Raw genomic sequence first — 18,479 nt, forward strand, 5'->3', positions numbered from 1 at the left:
GTATTACGAAGGCGGGGAGGAACGGCGATGACCGGAACCGACTGGGCGGGCTGGCAGCAGAGCTGGGACCGTCAGCAGGAGTGGTACATGCCGGACCGTGAGGAGCGGTTCCGCGTGATGCTCGACATGGTCGAGGCCCTCGTGGGGCCGAAGCCCCGCGTCCTCGACCTCGCGTGCGGTACGGGAAGTATCACGGATCGGCTCCTCAAGAGGTTCCCGGAAGCGACCAGTACCGGTGTCGACCTCGATCCCGCCCTCCTCGCCATCGCCGAGGGCTACTTCTCCGGCGACGAGCGCGTCACCTTCGTGACCGCCGACCTCAAGGACCCCTCGTGGGCCGCCCGGCTGCCCCACGACTCCTACGACGCCGTCCTCACCGCCACCGCGCTCCACTGGCTCCACAGCGAACCCCTGACGGCCCTCTACGGGCAGGTCGCCGGCCTCGTCCGCGACGGCGGCGTCTTCATGAACGCCGACCACATGATCGACGGGACCACCCCCCGCATCAACGCCGCCGAGCGCGCCCAGCGCCACGCCGTCATGGACCGCGCCAAGGCCGGCGGCGCCCTCGACTGGGCCGAGTGGTGGGCCGCCGCCGGCCAGGACCCCGTCCTCGCCGGGCCCACCGCCCGCCGCTTCGAGATCTACGGCGAGCACGCCGACGGCGACATGCCCTCGCCGCGCTGGCACGCCGACACCCTCCTCGCCGCCGGCTTCGGCGAGGCCCGGCCCGTCTGGGCCTCGCCCTCCGACACGCTGCTCCTGGCCGTGAAGTAACCCCGGGGACGCGGGAAGGGGCGGTACGGGAATCCCGTACCGCCCCTTCTCCGTCGTACGCCCTACAGCACCTTCGACAGGAACGCCTTCGTCCGGTCGTGCTGCGGGTTGCCCAGGACGTCGCGCGGGTTGCCCGACTCGACGACCACGCCGCCGTCCATGAAGACCAGCGAGTCGCCGACCTCACGGGCGAAGCCCATCTCGTGCGTGACGACGATCATCGTCATGCCCGACTCGGCGAGGTCCCGCATGACGTCGAGGACGTCACCGACCAGCTCCGGGTCGAGCGCCGAGGTCGGCTCGTCGAAGAGCATCAGCTTCGGCTCCATCGCCAGCGCGCGGGCGATGGCGACACGCTGCTGCTGGCCGCCGGAGAGCTGGGACGGGTAGTTCCCCATCTTGTCCCGCAGGCCGACCCGGTCGAGCAGCCGCTCGGCACGCTCGCGCGCCACCGCCTTCGACTCGCCCTTCACCTGGATGGGCGCCTCCATGACATTGGCCAGGGCCGTCATGTGCGGGAAGAGGTTGAAGCGCTGGAAGACCATGCCGATGTCCCGGCGCTGGACCGCGACCTCGCTGTCCTTCAGCTCGTAGAGCTTGCCGTTCTTCTCCCGGTAGCCGACCAGCTGGCCGTCGACCGAGAGCCGGCCGCCGTCGACCCGCTCCAGGTGGTTGATGCAGCGGAGGAAGGTCGACTTGCCGGAGCCGGACGGGCCGACGAGGCAGAAGACCTCGCCGTTCTGCACTTCGAGGTCGATGCCACGGAGGATGTGGGCCGCGCCGTACGACTTGTGGACGCCCTCCGCCTTGACCATGGGCTGGCCGGTCATGCCGATGCCTCCGGGGAACGCTTGAACGTGGTCAGGTTCGACTTGATGCGCTGCAGCGGGGTGGGCGGCAGGTTACGGGTCGAACCGCGGGCGAAACGGCGCTCCAGGTAGTACTGGCCGACGCTGAACACGCTGGTCAGCGCGAGGTACCAGATGGAGGCGACGAAGAGCATCTCCATCACGGCCCCCGCGGTGTTGCCGATGTTCGAGGAGGCGCGCAGCAGCTCGGTGTACTGCACGGCCGAGACCAGGGACGAGGTCTTCAGCATGTTGATGAACTCGTTGCCGGTCGGCGGCACGATCACCCGCATGGCCTGCGGGAGGACGATGCGGCCCATGGTCTTCGACTGGGACATGCCGAGCGCGTGCGCCGCCTCGGTCTGGCCCTCGTCGACCGACTGGATGCCGGCGCGGACGATCTCCGCCATGTACGCGCCCTCGTTGAGGCCGAGGCCGAGCAGCGCCACCATGAACGGCGTCATGACGTCCACGGTCTCGTTCTTGTAGATCGGCCCGAGGTCGATGTACTGGAAGATCAGCGACAGGTTGAACCACACCAGCAGCTGGACATAGACCGGGGTACCGCGGAAGAACCAGATGTAGAGCCATGCGACCGCACCCGTCACCGGGTTCTTGGAGAGCCTCATCACGGCGAAGAGGATGCCGAGGACCAGGCCCAGGGCCATGGACGCGACGCTGATGATGATCGTGTTCCACAGGCCGCTGATGACCGACGGGTCGAACACCTTGTCCCACACCGTGTCCCAGATGACATCGCCCTGGGAGAAGGCGTAGACGAGCCATCCGAGGAGTGCGACGACCACCACGGCGCTGACCCAGCGGCCGTAGTGGCGCACGGGGATGGCCTTGATGGCCTCGTACGGGGTGCCCGAGGCGCCGGGCCCGGCCGGAGCGGCGGCCGGGTCCTTGCTGATCTTGTCAGTCATGACGACTGCCCTTCAGTGGAGCGGGGAGGTCACTTGCCGGCGTTGACGGTGGCCGACTTGACGGCGCTGTCCTCGACGTTCCACTTCTTCAGGGCCTCGGCGTAGGTGCCGTCCTTGATGATCGCGTCGAGCGCTTCCTTGACCGCGTCACGCAGCTGGGTGTTCTCCTTCGAGACGCCGATGCCGAAGAGGCCGACGTCGCTCTGGCTGCCGACGACCTCGAAGTCCTTGCCGCCGCCCGAGGTCTTCGCGATGTACGCGGCCACCGGGTAGTCGTTCAGGTCGGCCACGGCGCCGCCGGCCTTGACGCGGGTCTGGGCCTCGGCGTCGGTGTCGAAGGCCTGGATCGTCAGCTTCTTGTCGCCGCACTTCGTGGCCTGGGCCTTGAAGGTGTCCTCGTAGATCGTGCCGCGCTGGACGGCGACGGTCTTGCCGCACAGGTCGTCGAGGGAGTTGATGCCCTGCGGGTTGCCCTTCTTGACCAGCAGGGAGACGCCGGAGCTGAAGTAGTCGACGAAGTCGATGCCCTTGCCGATCTTCTTGCCGTTGTCGTCCAGGCCCTCCTGCCGCTTCTTGTTGTCCGTCATCGAGGACATGATCAGCTGCTGGCGACCGCTGTAGATCGAGGTGATCAGGCCGTCGAAGGTGCCCGAGGTGAACTGGAGCTCGACGCCGAGCTGCTTGCTCAGGGCCTGCGCGATGTCGGGGTCGACGCCGACGATCTTGCCGCCCTCGGTGAACTCCATCGGGGCGTACGAGGCGTCGGTGCCGACCTTGATGACACCGGCCTTCTGGATGTCGGCGGGGAGCTTCGAGAAGAGCGGGGCGGCGTTCGTCGACGCGGTGCCGCCCTCCTTCGTCGGGCTCGTCGAGCCGCTGTCGGTCTGGTCACCGCAGGCGGTCAGCAGGACGGAGCCGGCGACCGCGATGGCGGCGACCGCGGCAAGACGGGAGGTGCGGGTCTTGGCGGTCGTACAGCGCGTGGTGCGTGCGGTCATGATCGGGTTCCTCCGGCGTGTGAGGGAGATGCCAGGTGGGTCACGTACGCGTCTTCGAGTGTCGTGACCTCGTGTGATTACGGCATCTTGCCATTCGGACCGCCTCAAACCGACGGCCAAGGATGTCAAAATCGGGTAACGGGTGACGGCCGAATACCGACAGGCCGGTACATCAGGGCCGGATCTTCTACGGAATACCTTCCACGCCGCCGAAGAATTTCCTGCTTGTCTCGCCATTCGGACGAGCCGAAGGCCGCCAATCGGGTGCGGAAAGCATCTATCGGGACATCGGGTGACGTGTCGTTCTCCGTCCGTGTCCGGATGCGCTCGGTATGAGTCGCGTCACCGAGTGAATACGGACTCGTCCGCGGTGCCGTCCGTCCGGTAAGAAGGATCCTTACACCCCTCATCCGGGGCTCAGGGCGCGTTGTGCGGCGCGCCCGCGCGGCTGCCAGACACGGCGGCTGCGGGACCCGCCCACCGCTCCACACCAGGAGCGGCCAACCCTCAGACGAAGCAGACTTAAGGGGTCAACCCAATGGCAGCGGAGATCGTCAATCCTCGCAATGACAGTGGTACGGAAGGGGCTCCCGAGGAGCCGTTCGACCCTGTCTTCGCCCTTCACCGGGGCGGCAAGATGGCCGTTCAGGCCACCGTCCCCCTGCGGGACAAGGACGACCTGTCCCTCGCGTACACGCCCGGCGTCGCCAAGGTGTGCACCGCCATCGCCGAGCAGCCCGACCTGGTCAACGACTACACCTGGAAGTCCCAGGTCGTCGCCGTCGTGACCGACGGTACGGCCGTGCTCGGCCTCGGCGACATCGGCCCGGAGGCCTCCCTCCCGGTCATGGAGGGGAAGGCCATCCTCTTCAAGCAGTTCGGCGGCGTGGACGCGGTCCCGATCGCCCTCGCCACCACCGACACCGACGAGATCGTCGAGACCGTCGTCCGGCTCGCCCCGTCCTTCGGCGGCGTGAACCTGGAGGACATCTCGGCCCCGCGGTGCTTCGAGATCGAGCGCAAGCTCCAGGAGCGCCTCGACATCCCCGTCTTCCACGACGACCAGCACGGCACGGCCATCGTCACGCTCGCGGCCCTCCGCAACGCGGCGAAGCTCACCGGGCGGACCCTCGGCGACCTGCGCGCGGTCATCTCCGGCGCCGGTGCGGCCGGTGTCGCCATCGCCAAGTTCCTGCTGGAGGCCGGCCTCGGTGACGTGGCCGTCGCCGACCGCAAGGGCATCGTCAGCAGCGACCGGGACGACCTCACCGACGTCAAGCGCGAGATCGCCGGGCTCACCAACAAGGCGGGCCTCAGCGGCTCCCTGGAGTCCGCGCTGGCCGGCGCCGACGTCTTCATCGGCGTCTCCGGCGGCACGGTCCCCGAGGCGGCCGTCGCGTCCATGGCTCCGAACGCCTTCGTGTTCGCCATGGCCAACCCGAACCCCGAGGTCCACCCCGACGTCGCGCACAAGTACGCGGCCGTCGTGGCGACCGGCCGTTCGGACTACCCGAACCAGATCAACAACGTCCTCGCGTTCCCCGGCATCTTCGCCGGCGCGCTCCAGGTCCGGGCCTCCCGGATCACCGAGGGCATGAAGATCGCCGCGGCCAACGCCATCGCGGACGTCGTCGGTGACCAGCTCGCCGCCGACTGCGTCATCCCGTCGCCGTTCGACGAGCGGGTCGCCCCGGCCGTCGCGGCCGCGGTCGCCGCCGCCGCCCGCGCCGAGGGCGTCGCCCGCCGCTGACGCGCGCAGCCAGTACGCCGAAGGGCCCTGTTCCGTACGCCGGGACGGGGCCTTTCGCGTACGACGGGGCCGTCGGCGTACGAGGCGCCGGGCTTCGCTTCGCGTACGACGGGGCCGTCGGCGTACGAGGCGCCGCTCTTCGCGTACGGGCGGGGCGCTCGGCGTACGGCCTGCGCTCTTCGCGTACGGCGGGGGCCCGGTGCTGTCCAGGCGACACGGGTCACAGCGGGGCGTGGTTCCCCGTCCGGCCGCCGCGCCCTAGGGTCGGGGCCATGTTCGCTGCCTACGCCGCCCGAATCGACCGCGACCAGCCCCTGAACGGCCTCGAACTGGGCGAACGCCCCGAGCCCGAGGCACGTCCCGGCTGGACCACCGTCACCGTCAAGGCCGCCTCGCTCAACCACCACGACCTCTGGTCGCTGCGCGGAGTGGGCCTCCCCGAGGAGAAGCTGCCGATGATCCTCGGCTGCGACGCGGCCGGCATCGACGAGGACGGCAACGAGGTCGTCCTGCACTCCGTGATCGGCCAGACGGGCCACGGCGTCGGACCCGACGAGCCCCGCTCCATCCTCACCGAGCGCTACCAGGGCACCTTCGCCGAGCGGGTGACCGTGCCCCGCTGGAACGTGCTGCCCAAGCCGAAGGAGCTCTCCTTCGAGGAGGCCGCCTGTCTGCCCACCGCCTGGCTGACCGCCTACCGCATGCTCTTCACCAACGCCGGAGTGCGCCCCGGCGACTCGGTGCTCGTCCAGGGCGCGGGCGGTGGTGTCGCCACCGCCGCCATCGCCCTCGGCAAGGCCGCCGGCCTGCGGGTCTTCGCCACCAGCCGGGACGAGGCCAAGCGCAAGCGGGCCGTCGAGCTCGGCGCCGTCGAGGCGTACGAGCCCGGCGCCCGGCTCCCGCAGCGGGTCGACGCGGTCATCGAGACCGTCGGCGCCGCCACCTGGTCGCACTCGGTCAAGTCGCTGCGGCCGGGCGGCACGCTCGTCATCTCCGGCGCCACGAGCGGCGACCGGCCCGCGCACGCCGAACTGACCCGGATCTTCTTTCTGGAGCTCAAGGTCGTCGGCTCGACCATGGGCTCCAAGGACGAGCTGGAGGACCTGCTCTCCTTCTGCGCGGCGACGGGCGTGCGCCCCGTCGTCGACGAGGTGCTGCCGCTGGACCGGGCCCGCGAGGGCTTCCAGAAGATGGCCTCCGGCGAACTCTTCGGAAAGATCGTGCTGACGACGTCTTGATGACTCGTCAGTAGACCTGATGGGATCTCCCGCACCGCGAAAACGTGAACAACGCTCACTTCATCGTGCTGGAGGCCCTCCCTTGTTGCGAACCACCCTCGTGGCCGGCGCCCTCGCCGCCTCGCTGCTCGCCCCGACCGCCGCCGCCCGCGCGGAGGCCGTCGGGGACGTCGGCGGGGGCACGATCCCCGTCCTCACCGACGAACACGGCCGCACGCTCACGCTGCGCGGCTGGAACCTCGCCGACAAGGCGAACAGCGGGGGCGCCGCCCTCTCCGGGATCACCGAGAAGCACATCCGCGACATGCGGGCGAAGGGCTTCAACCTCGCCCGCCTCGTCGTCTTCTGGGACGACCTGGAGCCCCGGCCGGGCCAGTACAGCCAGAGCTATCTGCGGAAGATCGGGCGCATCCTCGACTGGGCCGAGAAGTACGACGTGAAGGTCCTCATCGACGCCCATCAGGACGTCTTCGGGCCCGCGTTCGGCCACCGGGGCATACCCGCCTGGGCGACCAGGACCGACGGGCTGCCCTTCACCCCGCACCCGGACGACTGGTTCTCCGAGTACTTCGAACCCGCCGTCCAGCGGGCCTTCACCCATCTCTACGAGGACGAGGACCTGCGCCGCGCCCAGGCCCGGATGTGGCGGGTCCTCGCCGACCGCTTCGAGGACCACCCGGCCGTCCTCGGCTACGACCTGATCAACGAGCCGATGGGCGAGCTGCGGGAGGGCGAGGACCTGGCGACGGGCGCCCGGCGCATCGAACGCGAACAGCTCACCCCGATGTACAACCGGATCGCGGACGCGGTCCGTTCGGTCGACCGGTCCACCTGGATCTTCGTCGAGCCCACCCCGATCGTCGGCGAGGGCGTCCCGACCGGACTCGGCCGGATCGACGACCCGAAGATCGTCTACGCCCCGCACTTCTACAACGCCGGCATGGAGGCGGGCGCCGACTACGACCCCGCCGCCCGCTGGCTGGAGAACTACGAGGACGCCATCACCCTGTACCCCAAGGAGTACAAGGTCCCCGTGCTGGTGGGGGAGTGGGGTCCGCTCAACAACTCCCTTCCGAACATGAACCGCTTCTACCACGAGGCCATGGCCTCCCTCGGCCGCTACAGCTCCGGCTGGGCGGGGTGGGAGTGGTGCTACGGCGGCGGTTACTGCGCGGTGGACACCGCGGGTGGCTTCCGCGTGAACAAGGAGCTGACCGCCGAGCCGTACGCGGAGGCGGTCGCGGGCACGGTCCGCTCCACCACGTACGACCCGGGGGCCGGGGTCTACCGCCTCTCGTACGACTCCGCCGGGCGCCGCGGCTCCCGGGTCACCGAACTCTCCCTGCCGCCGGGCAACTGGCGCGTGACGGCACGGGGCGGCGCGCTCGTCCTCCGCAAGGCCCCGGGCAGGGCGTGGGTCCTCGCGGCCCCGGGAGCGAGGGTGACGGTCACGGCCACCCGGGGCTGAGCGGCCGCGCGGCCGATCCCGGGAGGCCGAGTCCGGGATGCCGATCCCGGGATGCCGAACTCGGGATGCCGAGTCCGCCGGCCGCGTCCGCCGGCGGTAGCGGTGTGCCGGTGCCGGTGCCGGTGCCGGTGCCGGCACCGGTGCCGGTGCGGGGACGAGGGGCGGGGCCGGGGGCGAGGGGCGGGGTCGGGGCTGCCCCCGCCTCTACGTTCTCGGCCGGGACCTCAGCAGCGTCGTGATGTGGAGGGCCGCAGCCGACAACCGGTCGCGGGTCTCCGCCAGTTGGTCCTCGCTCACCCCGTGGTCGCGGGCCGCGTCCCTGATCTCGTCACGGAAGCGGTCGAGGAGGCGGTCCAGATCGCGGGCCGGGTCGCCCGAGCTCTCCGTGTCCCGCGCCCACTCCGGTGCCTTGGCGAACGGCGAATCCTGGGCACCGGCCGCCTTCGGGTGGGTCGTGCCCGCCACCAGGCCACCGAGCTGGGCCGTGATGTCCGAGAGTCCCTCCCAGACGCCCTTCGGCCAGTCGCCCCGCGAGAAGCGGTCCTGGACTTCCTCCTGCACCTGCTGGGCGACCCGCTGGAACTCGTTCGCCCGGTGGCGGGCGGACTTCGCCTCGGCGCGGGCCTGGCGGGCCTGCTCCTTCCACTCCTGTCCGACCCGGCGCAGCTCCTCCTTGGCGTCGGAGAACGAGGTGGACTCCGCGGCGCGGGTCCGGCCCGCCTCCGCGCGCATCTCGCTGCGCACCCGGCCGGCCGCGCCGCGCACGTCGTCGCGGATCTCCGCGGCGAGCTCCGAGACCGACTCGCGGATCTCGCGCTCCAGGTCGTCCAGTTCGTCGGCGCGTCCGGCCAGTTCGGCGCGGCCCGCGTCGGTGATCGAGTAGACCTTCCGGCCACCCTCGCTGGCGTGGGTGACGAGGCCCTCGGCCTCCAGCTTGGCCAGTCGCGGGTAGACCGTGCCGGCCGAGGGCGCGTACAGCCCCTGGAAGCGCTCCTCCAGGAGGCGGATCACCTCGTAGCCGTGGCGCGGGGCCTCGTCGAGCAGCTTGAGCAGATACAGGCGGAGGCGGCCGTGCGCGAAGACGGGCGGCATGTCAGAGCACCTTTCCGGACGCGGAGGGGGTGGCGGAGGAGGCCGAGGCGGTGTCGTCGTCCGGCTCGGGCCGGCGGAGCAGGGCGATGGAGCCGGAGACGGTCGTCGCCTTGAGCGTGCCCCGGCCGGAACCGAGGGTGCCGGTCACGGACTTGGCGCCCCACTGGCCGGTCACCCGCAGGTCCTCGAAGGCGTTCGACACGGAGCCGCTCGTGGTGCTCGCCTCCACCCGGGCGTCGGCCGGGTGGGGGAGCCGGATGGCGACCTCGCCGGAGACGCTGGAGAGCCGGATGTCGGCGGGCGGCCCGTCGAGCTCGGCCGGGTCGAGGTCGATGACCATGTCGCCGCTGACCGTCTCGGCCTTCACGGAGGCGCCCGCGCCCTCGATCACCGTCACGTCACCGGTCACGGAGTTGATCCGCAGGGCGCCGGTCACCGACTGGGCCTCCAGGCTGCCCGAGACCGTCTCGGCACGGACCGGGCCGGAGAGCCGGAGGAGGGTGGTGTCGCCGGTGACGCCGCGCACCTCCGTACGCCCCTTGATCCCGGTCACGACGGCCTCGGCGCCGACCACTCCCACCTCGACGTCGACGCCCGCGGGGACGGCGACGGAGACGACGGCCCGGCGGCGGTACTCCTTGCGGTCGAGCCACTTGAGGATGCTCTTCCACTGCAGGTCCTCGTAGCTCACGGTCAGGGTGGAGCCGTCCTGCGACACGATCAGCGGCGGGCCCTCGATCTCGGAGACCTCCACCCGGGCGGAACTCTCTTCGGTCCCCACCACGTTCACCGTGCCGTTGACGATGCGGACCCGCAGCCGGGTCACGGGCTCAGCCGGCGTCAGCTTCGTCGGCTCGCTGACGGACCACTCTGTCATGGTGCTGACCTCCCGTTCGGCAACGCAACATATCGCGTATCTCGCTAGACACGATATATCGCGGTGAGGTGAAGTCAACCCTGACTCTTCCCTGACAGGGTGGGGGTAATTACCTCCGTACACGGACAAATTGGCCTAGCGTAGGGCGCATGAACGCGACATCCGGACCGAATCCCGCCGGGGCGCTGCTGCTCTGCCGCGCCGATCCCCCGGTGGTCCGTCCGCCGGCCCGACTGCTGCGGGAACAGCTCCTCCTCGCCCCGGCGGGGGACGACTGGAGCGTGCTCGTGCCGGAGGGGAAGCCCTGGCTGCGCGGCGGGGAGCCCGTCGAGCAGGTCGTCACCGGCTGGGCCACCGCCCTCGCGGTCGGGGCCGCCACCTGGCCGGTCGTCGCGCTCTGGTGGGACCGGGACCGGGCCGGACTCACGCTCGCCGCCGGCTTCCGCCGCACCGTCGGCTACACCTGGCTCGCGGACGGCACCCCCGTCGGCGAGGACGAGGCCATGCGCACCTTCGCCGCGCGGCTCGCCCTCGACCCCGTCCTGGACGTGCAGGACCTGGAACCGCTCACCGCACCGGACCCGGACGCCGACGCCCACACCCGGCTCCTCGGCGTCGTCGCGGTCCTCCGCCGCAGCGGCCTCGCCCTGCCCGCCGGGCTCGTCCCCGGCGAGAGCGCCGACCGGCTCCGCTCCGCGGCCCGGGCCCAGGGCGCCGAGCAGCTCGAACCGCCCGACGACGGGGTCTTCCCGGCAGCCCGCACGAAGCTGATGGCCTGGGGCGGGGACGCCGTACGCGCGGAGATCGACGTGGTGGAGAGCAGCCCCCTCGGCCCGTACCTGCGCGGCACCGAGGCGCGCGTACTGAGCGGTGCGCAGCTCGCGGTGGGGGTGCCGCTGCTGCTCTGGGGTATCGGGCGGCGCAGCGGCGGCTGGGCGACGGCCGGGGCGCTGCTCGTCGCGCACGGTGCGCTCGGTCTCGTCCAGGAGCGGCTGCGGGAGGCGTGAGCACGTACGCCTGAGCACGCGCGTGCGACACGCGCGAGTGAGCGGTTTTCGGCCGGTGGATCGGTGGACGTGCCGACCGGTTCCGGCGTCGCCCGGGCCGGTGACCGGGACCGGCGCCGCCCGCGCGCCGTCGTCCCGGCCGTTCGCCGGTGACCGCCGCCGACGCCGCTACTCGTCCTCTACTCGTCCTCGTCCTCGTCGTCGTCCAGACGGGCCAGCCAGGTCGCGAGGCGCTCGACCGGCACCTCGAAGTCGGGATTGAGGTCGACGAACGTCCGCAGCTGCTCGGCGAGCCACTCGAAGGTGACCTCCTCCTCGCCTCGCCGCTTCTCCAGTTCCTCGATGCCCCGGTCGGTGAAGTACATGCGATCAGGATAGGCCGTACCTCTCACGTCCCCTGTCGCCCGTCAGTCCCACCGACTAGCCTTCCCCATCATCGTTTCGGGGAGCGGGGGCCGCTGTGACGCACGGGATCGCACGGATTCGGCTGGACGACGGCACGCACGTGTGGGCCCGGGTCAGCGACGTGCAGGAACTGGGCAGGGGAGGCGGGTTCACGGACACCGGCGTCAGGGACCGGGTGGTCTCGATGTCCGGCGGGCTCACGGACGTGGTGCGCGGGGTGGTCGGCTCGCTGCGCGCCGGACTCGACCCGCAGGGGCCGGTGGAGGTGGCCGTCAGCTTCGGCATCGAACTGTCGGCGCAGTCCGGCAAGGTCATCGGGGTCCTCGCGGACGGCTCGGGCAAGGCCTCCGTGAACGTCTCCCTGACCTGGACCGAGGAGGGCCGGGCACCCGCCCAGGCACCCGCGACCGCCCAGGCATCCCCGACCGCTCAGGGATCCGCGTCCACCCAGGCACCCGAACCCGCCCAGCCACCGGCCCACGCGCAGCCGCCCGCGCCCGTACGCGTGCCTCCCGCCCCGACCGTCCCCCCGGCCAGGTCCGAGACCGTTCCCCCGGCACCGGCCACCCCTCCGGCCGCCCCACCGGCCCCGTCCGAGCCGCCGTCCGCGTCCCCGGTACCCGCCGCCGACGCCCCGGAAAGCGCCTCCGACGGGCGTCCGGCGGCCGATGGCACCGTATGAGCGCCTTCGACGCTCTCGTGCGCCCCGCACTCGTACGCATCGCAGCTCCCGACGGCGGGTATGACCACGACGGCGACCGGTACTGGGGCACCGGCTTCTTCATCGCCCCCGGCTGGGTGCTGACCTGCGCCCATGTCGTGGCCGAGGGGGGAAGCGCGGTGTGGAGGAGCGAGCCGGCCGTCGGCGTGATCTGGGAGGACGGCCCGACCACCCGTCGGGCCGAGGGCACCGTCGTGCTCGCCCTGCCGCTCCCCGACCGGCCCGACGCGCCGCCCGATCCCTGGCCCTTCCCCGACCTCGCGCTCATCCGGGTGCCCGGCACGCAGAAGGCGTCCTGCGTGCGCCTCAGCGAGCGTCCGCCCGTCCTGCCCGCCTCGGTCGGGCTGCACGGCTGGTCGCGGGAGACCGGCGAGCTGGGCGTCCGGCACGTCCACGGAACGCTGAACGGCAGTGACGGCAAGGCCCTCGTCACCGACGGGGTCATGCCCGTCGAGGGCTGCTCGGGCGGGCCCGTCGTCGACGACGGGCAGGGCGTCGTCGTCGGGCTCAACAAGGGCCGTGGTGCCGACGGCGGCGCCGTCGTCCCCGTCACCGCCCTGCGCCGGCTGCACGACCTGCCCGGCGGCGAGGCGATGGGTGAGGCGCTGCGCGCCCACGACCGCCACCACCTCGCCCGCTACCAGTCCTTCGACGAGCGGCCCGACTGGACCCGCGCCCAGGGGAAGCTGCCGGCCTCCCCGGGGCCGGGCCCCGGCGTGCGCACCCAGCTGTACGGGCACTTCGCGGAACTGCCCGCGCCCACCGCGCCCGGCGAGATCCTCGACCTCATCGACCAGGTCAAGGCCTGGATCAGGGACGACGACCTGCCCGACGCCCTGGAGCAGGACCCGCGCACCTGGAGCGAGGGCGCCGGGCTCCTGCGGGGGCTCCGCGCGCCGCGCCGGGACGGCGTCCGCGACCTGGAGCTGGACGCGGTGCTCCTGTACGCGGCCCATGTCGTCCGGCACGTCGGCGGACGGTACGGGCCGAGGGCCGACACCGCGGGCCTCACCCACTGGATCGTCGACAAGGCGGGCGACGCCGACCGCTTCCTGCGGCGCGAGATCGACCGGCTGGTGAGCCCCGGCCGGCCCGCGCCCCTGACCGTGCGCGAACCCCGCGCGCGTGCCGACGTCCTCCTGAAGATCGACCGGCCCGTCTACGGCCGCAGGTACCCCTGGCAGGTCAAGCTCCTCCTCGACGGGCACACCGTCAGCCCGCTCCACTGCGACGACCGGGGCGTCGAGCGGTCCCGGCTCCGGGAGACCCTGCGCGAACCGCTCGCCGACGCCCTGCGGCGCGGCGACAGCGGACCGCACCTGGCCGCCGTGGAGGCGGTGCTTCCGCTGGAGCTCTTCGACGAACCCCTCGACACCTGGCGGCTCGAACCTCCGCAGGGCCCCGACGACGCCTGGGGGACGAATCTCGGCCAGCGCAGGATCGTCGTCATCCGCGACGTCGGCCGCCAGGACGCGGAACCGGCCCCCGAGTGGCGCGAGCGCTGGGAGGCGGGGGAGTGCGGTCCGCTGCGCGCGGCGGCGCTGCGCGCCGAGGTGCCCGGCGCGGGCCCGGACGCCCACACCGCGCGCGTACGCCGGGAGACCTGGGCGGAGACGTACGACCGGCTCAGGGACGCGGAAGGCGGCACCGTCCCCGTCTACTGCGGCCCGGTGGGCAGCGGCGACGGGCTCATGGCGATGAACGCGGCGCTGAGGGCCGGGCACCCGATCGCGCTCTGGCGGACCGGAGCCCACGACCACACCGACTGCGCGGAGTTCCACGAGCGCGCCGACCGGCTGCTCGCGGACGCCGTCGGCGCCTGGGGCGTACGCGGGCGCGTGCGCTCCCTGCGCACCCGGGCGACGGACCCGGCGGCCGGCCCGGAGGCGCGCGCCGCGTACGCGTGGGCGGAGAGCATCGCCATCCTGCTGGACCCGCCCGACCGACCCCCGTACAGCGGGCCTCTAGAGGTCCCGCCCCTGCTCGGGGAGGGGGACCAGTGACCGGAGCGGCCGCCGGGACGGCACGCGCGGGATCCGTCCGGTTACGGCATCAACAGGGCCCGCCCCCGGGCGGTAGGTTCGACGGGCCCGGCATCGACACCACAGCCAGGAGGAGTCCATCGTGAGCGATTGGCGGATCTACCGTGGTGCCGGTCTTCCGCACGACGAGATTCAGCGACTGCCCGCCCCGCCGCCCTGGCGGGACTTCTCGGCGGGCAGCGCCGACGACACCCTGGCCGGTTCCGACCGGCGGCTCGGCGTCCGGCGCAGACTCGTCCAGAACCACCATCCCCGGCCCGCCGAGACGGACGCCGTCAACGCCGCCCTGTACCTGCGGCGCCCCCTCCTCGTCACCGGCAACCCCGGCACCGGCAAGTCCACCCTCGCCCACGCCGTCGCGCACGAGCTGCGCCTCGGGCGCGTGCTGCGCTGGCCGATCGTCAGCCGCACCGCGCTGCAGGACGGCCTCTACCGGTACGACGCCATCGGCCGGCTCCAGGACGTCCAGCTGGAGCGCGCCCAGGCCGGATCGCCGGGCTCCGCCGCCGCGGCCCCGGCCGGCATCGGCTCGTACATCCGGCTCGGACCGCTCGGCACGGCGCTGCTCCCCTCCGACGAGCCCCGGGTGCTGCTCATCGACGAGCTCGACAAGAGCGACCTCGACCTGCCGAACGACCTGCTGAACGCCCTGGAGGAGGGCGAGTTCGCCATCCCGGAGCTGGAGCGGATCGCCGACCGGGAGCCCGTCGTCGAGGTGCTCAGCGACGACGGCCGCAAGGTGCCGGTGTTCGGCGGCCGGGTCCGCTGCACCACCTTCCCCTTCATCGTGCTCACCTCCAACGGCGAACGGGACTTCCCCGCCGCCCTGTTGCGCCGCTGCATCCGCCTGGAGCTCGAAGCGCCGGGCGAGGAGCAGGTCGGCGCCATGATCGAGGCCCACCTCGGCTCCGACGCCGCCGCGGGCGAGGCCGAGCAGGGGCTCGTGCAGCGCTTCCTCAACCGCGAGCCCGGCGAGGTGATCGCCACCGACCAGCTGCTCAACGCGCTCTATCTGACCCAGCACGCCTCCCGCGCCGAACGGGTCACCAGGGAGCGCATCGCCGACATGCTCATGCAACCGCTCGATCAGCCGAGGTGACGGTCGGATGCTCCGGACGCATCTGGAGGAGCTGGCCCGCAGACTGCGGGCCGCCGGGCAGGACCTGACCGCCGAGGACATCGCCGACGCCGTCTGGCTGGCCCGGTGGCTGCCCGGCCCCTCCCCGGCGGAACCGGAGGGACCCGAGGGGGCGGAGGGGGCGGAGGGACCCGAAGGAGCGGAGGAACCCGAGGGACACGACGTACGGCGGGGGACGGCCGGCGACACCGCCGACGGTCCGGACCGTCCCGACGGGGACCGGGACCCCCTCCGCCGCGAGGACGACACGGTACGGGGGGAGGGGGCCGACGAGGGACCGGAGGCCGACTCCGGGGACGCGCGCGACTCCGTCTCCCTCCACATGCGCGGCGGAACCGTGCTCGCCGGAGGGGGCACGGCCACCCTCGCCGGCGGCCCGCGGCGCGCGGAGCGGGGCGCGACCCTGCCCGTCCGCGCCCCCGGCGCCAACGCCCTGCCCGGACTCCTCGGCCTGCAGAAGGCCCTCCGCCCGCTGCGCGACTACGCCCTCGCACCACACCGCCCCGGCGAGGGCACCCTCGACGAGGAGGCCACCGCCGAACGCAGCGCCGCCGCCGGCATCCTCACCCTCGTGGTGCGCCCCGCGGCCGGCCGCCGCCCCGACATCCAGCTCCTCATGGACACCGGACCCGCCATGGTCGTCTGGAGCCGGATGGTCGAGGAACTCCGGCAGGCCTGCCAGCAGTCCGGCGCCTTCCGGGACGTCCATGTGCACCGGCTGTACGACACCGGCGAAGGCCCCCCGCTCGTCACCACCACCTCCGGCGCCGACGGCCGGCCACGGCTGCGCCCCGTCGACCAGCTCCACGACCCCACCGGCCGCCGCCTCACCCTGATCGTCAGCGACTGCGTCGGACCGCTCTGGCAGCGCGGCGCCGCCCAGCGCTTCCTGCGCCGGTGGCCGGTCAACTCCCCGCTCGCGCTCGTCCAGCCGCTGCCGCCCCGCCTGTGGCCCCGTACCGCCCTCCCCGCCGAACCCGGCACCTTCCAGCGCTCCACCACCCCCGGCGGCCACACCACCTTCCGCTCCGACGACGAGCCCTGGGGCCTCCGCGTCCCCGGCCGCCGGGCCGTCCCCGTGCTCACCCCGACGCCCGAGGCCTTCGCCTCCTGGACCCGGCTCCACACCGGGCACGGCGGCAACGCCGTACGCGGCTGGGCCGCCTGGCTCGGCCCCGAACAGCCCCCGCCCCGCACCCCCGCGACCTCCCGCGTCCCGCGCCGCGACGACGAACTCCTGCGCGCCTTCCGGGCCGGCGCCTCACCCGGGGCGCTCCGTCTTGCCGTCCACCTCGCGGCCGCCCCGCTGACCCTGCCCGTCATGCAGCTCGTCCAGCGCGCCATGCTGCCCGACACCGGGCCCATGGAGCTGGCCGAGGTCCTGCTCAGCGGCCTCCTGAGACGGCTCCCCGGCCCCACCCCCTACCCCTGCTTCAGCTATCCGCCCGGCATCCAGCAGCACTTCCTCGGCTCGCTCGACCCCAGCGCCGCCGCCCTCGTCCTCAAGCACTGCTCCGCGTACGTGGAGCGCAATTTCGGCCAGGGCATGCGCAACTTCCCGGCGCTCGCGGCCGCCCGCCTCTCGGGGGCCGACGCCGGGGCCGCCGCCGAGCAGGAGGCGGCCCGGGGGACCGGCCGCGCCGGGCTCCCCGAGGAGACCGACGAACCGCTCGGTCCCGAAGGCGCCGAGACCGAACTCTTCGCCCGCATCCCCGCGCGCGTGCTCCGCTTCTACCACCCCGACCTGGTCACGCCCGACCCGCTCACCGAGGCCCGCCGCCTCCTCGACCAGGGCCGGGGCCAGTCCGACCCGACCCTCCTCGCCGGTGCCCGCGAACGCGCCGAGGCCGCCCTCCCCGACGAACCCGTCGAGGCCCGGATCGTCCTCGCCCGCGCCCTGTACGCCGAGGCCGGCACCGCCGCCGCCCGGCGCACCGGCCGCCGCCCCGCACTCCTCGACCAGGCCGCCGAGACGCTGGTACGGGCCGGGGAACTCGCCAGGACCGGCGACGAGGCCTGGGCCGAGGCCCGGCTGGAACTCGCCGTCGTCCACCACGCGCTGTGGCGCGACACCGACGAACCCGGCCACCTCGACGCGGCCCTCACCGCCCTCGACGGAGACGCCGAGAGCTGGCCCGCGACCGCCCGCCACACCCTCCACCTGCGGCGCGGCCGGCTCCTCCTCGCCCGGGGCGAGGGCGAGGCGGCGGCGGACGAACTCGGCGCCGCCCTCACCCTCCACGAGAGCGCCGCCGCCTTCCTCGACCTCGCCGACGCCCTGCACCTCGCCGAGGCCGAACCGGGCCGCGTCCGCCGCGTCCTCGACCGCGCCGAACCCCTCCTCGGCGACGCCCGCGCGCTCCGGCTCCGCTTCACCACCGCCCGCGCCCGCCTGTACGACACCGAAGGCGACGGGACCGCGGCCGACGCGGCGTACGAGGAGGCCACCCTGCTCGCCCCCGCCGACAGCGAACAGCGCGGCCCGCTCCTGCTCACCTGGGGCGGATCGCTGCTGCGGCGCGCCGCGGCCGACACCGGCACCGCGCCCGTCGACCGGGCCGAGGGAGTCCTGCGCGAGGCCCTCACCCGGCTGCCCGTCGGGGCGCCCGAGCGGGCCAGGGCGCGCACGCTGATCGGCAGCGTCCTCGCGCTCCGCTTCCACCGCGCCGGGTTCCTCCCCGACCTCTTCGAGAGCCGCCACCTCCTCGAACAGGCACTGCGGGGCGCCCCCGACCCGGGGGACCGGGCCGAGGTGTGGCTGCAACTCGGCCGGGTCCGGCTCGAACTGGCCGAGGTGGCGCGCGACGGGGTGATCGGCGACGCCCTCACCGCCTACCGCAACGCCGCCGAGGACTCCCGCACCGCCCACGGCGAGGACCCGGGCACGGTCACCGGCGCCCGCGCGTTGCACGCACAGGGAGCGGTCCTGTGGCTGATGGGCCGTCCGGTACGGGCCAGGGCCGTGCTGCGGGCGGCGACCGAGCAGTGGCGACGGCTCACGGGGCGGCTCGTGGAGGTGGACTGGGAGGACGTGGAGCGCACCAGGGCGCTGCTGAGAGAGGTGGAGGGAGCGGCGGGTGAGGCTCCCGGGGCGCTCTCCGTCGACGCGCGGCGCCGGATCGCGCCGCCCTGGTGGACCTGGAGCGGCACCAACGGATGAGCTTCTGACGATCGGCCGGATAACGGGGG

At 73.0% G+C, this 18,479-nt stretch carries 15 protein-coding genes; 9 read left to right on the forward strand and 6 right to left on the reverse strand.

Translation table 11 applies throughout. The features are described 5' to 3' along the window. Positions 1-27: 27 nt before the first annotated feature. A complete protein-coding gene (locus tag ASD33_RS29405) occupies positions 28-777 on the forward strand; it encodes a class I SAM-dependent methyltransferase (protein ID WP_056567281.1) in 750 nt (249 codons plus the stop codon). 62 nt (positions 778-839) lie between these two features. Here the strand turns inward: ASD33_RS29405 and ASD33_RS29410 are convergent, their stop codons facing one another. From ASD33_RS29410 to ASD33_RS29420, 3 genes are read right to left on the reverse strand one after another with little or no spacing between them, the layout of a single operon-like run. Next, complete coding sequence (locus tag ASD33_RS29410) at positions 840-1,607, reverse strand: amino acid ABC transporter ATP-binding protein (RefSeq protein ID WP_056567285.1); 768 nt, start codon at positions 1,605-1,607, stop codon at positions 840-842. Next, positions 1,604-2,554 (reverse strand): amino acid ABC transporter permease, encoded by a 951-nt coding sequence (locus ASD33_RS29415; protein ID WP_056567297.1) that lies wholly within the window; start codon positions 2,552-2,554, stop codon positions 1,604-1,606. The genes ASD33_RS29410 and ASD33_RS29415 overlap by 4 nt, the downstream gene beginning before the upstream one ends. A 29-nt stretch (positions 2,555-2,583) precedes the next feature. Continuing rightward, positions 2,584-3,552: an ABC transporter substrate-binding protein gene (locus ASD33_RS29420; RefSeq protein WP_056567301.1), complete on the reverse strand. Its 969-nt coding sequence runs from the start codon at positions 3,550-3,552 to the stop codon at positions 2,584-2,586. Positions 3,553-4,090: 538 nt separating this feature from the next. Here ASD33_RS29420 and ASD33_RS29425 point away from each other — a divergent pair. The 3 genes from ASD33_RS29425 to ASD33_RS29435 all read left to right on the forward strand — a co-directional run bounded on the left by ASD33_RS29425 (position 4,091) and on the right by ASD33_RS29435 (position 8,008). Then, positions 4,091-5,302, forward strand: coding sequence for an NADP-dependent malic enzyme (locus ASD33_RS29425; protein ID WP_056567304.1), 1,212 nt, complete (start codon positions 4,091-4,093; stop codon positions 5,300-5,302). A gap of 272 nt (positions 5,303-5,574) precedes the next feature. Then, the gene (locus ASD33_RS29430) at positions 5,575-6,540 is read left to right on the forward strand and encodes a zinc-binding dehydrogenase (protein WP_056567308.1); all 966 of its coding nucleotides are present in this window, start codon (positions 5,575-5,577) and stop codon (positions 6,538-6,540) included. A gap of 82 nt (positions 6,541-6,622) precedes the next feature. Next, positions 6,623-8,008, forward strand: coding sequence for a cellulase family glycosylhydrolase (locus ASD33_RS29435; protein ID WP_056567312.1), 1,386 nt, complete (start codon positions 6,623-6,625; stop codon positions 8,006-8,008). A gap of 204 nt (positions 8,009-8,212) precedes the next feature. Here ASD33_RS29435 and ASD33_RS29440 read toward each other — a convergent pair whose 3' ends face one another. Further along, a complete protein-coding gene (locus tag ASD33_RS29440; RefSeq protein WP_056567319.1) occupies positions 8,213-9,100 on the reverse strand; it encodes a PadR family transcriptional regulator in 888 nt (295 codons plus the stop codon). A gap of 1 nt (position 9,101) precedes the next feature. Continuing rightward, the gene (locus tag ASD33_RS29445; RefSeq protein WP_056567322.1) at positions 9,102-9,977 is read right to left on the reverse strand and encodes a DUF4097 family beta strand repeat-containing protein; all 876 of its coding nucleotides are present in this window, start codon (positions 9,975-9,977) and stop codon (positions 9,102-9,104) included. Positions 9,978-10,126: 149 nt separating this feature from the next. Between ASD33_RS29445 and ASD33_RS29450 the strand changes: the two genes are divergently transcribed. Continuing rightward, entirely contained in the window at positions 10,127-10,984 is an 858-nt protein-coding gene (locus tag ASD33_RS29450; RefSeq protein ID WP_056567324.1) for a hypothetical protein, read from the forward strand. A 179-nt stretch (positions 10,985-11,163) separates the two neighbouring features. Here the strand turns inward: ASD33_RS29450 and ASD33_RS29455 are convergent, their stop codons facing one another. Next, positions 11,164-11,349, reverse strand: coding sequence for a DUF6104 family protein (locus ASD33_RS29455; RefSeq protein WP_018102711.1), 186 nt, complete (start codon positions 11,347-11,349; stop codon positions 11,164-11,166). A 95-nt stretch (positions 11,350-11,444) separates the two neighbouring features. On the opposite strand from ASD33_RS29455, the gene ASD33_RS36615 reads away from it, so the two are divergent. From ASD33_RS36615 to ASD33_RS35605, 4 genes are all read left to right on the forward strand, one after another. After that, positions 11,445-12,071: a CU044_2847 family protein gene (locus ASD33_RS36615; RefSeq protein WP_242426918.1), complete on the forward strand. Its 627-nt coding sequence runs from the start codon at positions 11,445-11,447 to the stop codon at positions 12,069-12,071. Next, positions 12,068-14,113 carry a trypsin-like peptidase domain-containing protein gene (locus tag ASD33_RS29465; RefSeq protein ID WP_056567327.1) on the forward strand — a complete coding sequence of 682 codons (2,046 nt, stop codon included), beginning with the start codon at positions 12,068-12,070 and terminating at the stop codon, positions 14,111-14,113. Before ASD33_RS36615 ends, ASD33_RS29465 begins: the two co-directional genes overlap by 4 nt. A gap of 121 nt (positions 14,114-14,234) precedes the next feature. Then, positions 14,235-15,251, forward strand: coding sequence for a MoxR family ATPase (locus tag ASD33_RS29470; protein ID WP_056567330.1), 1,017 nt, complete (start codon positions 14,235-14,237; stop codon positions 15,249-15,251). 7 nt (positions 15,252-15,258) lie between these two features. After that, positions 15,259-18,450, forward strand: coding sequence for an SAV_2336 N-terminal domain-related protein (locus tag ASD33_RS35605; RefSeq protein WP_056567333.1), 3,192 nt, complete (start codon positions 15,259-15,261; stop codon positions 18,448-18,450). Positions 18,451-18,479: the final 29 nt, after the last annotated feature.

It is taken from the genome of Streptomyces sp. Root1304 (assembly GCF_001426405.1).
In the GTDB taxonomy this organism is placed as follows: domain Bacteria; phylum Actinomycetota; class Actinomycetes; order Streptomycetales; family Streptomycetaceae; genus Streptomyces.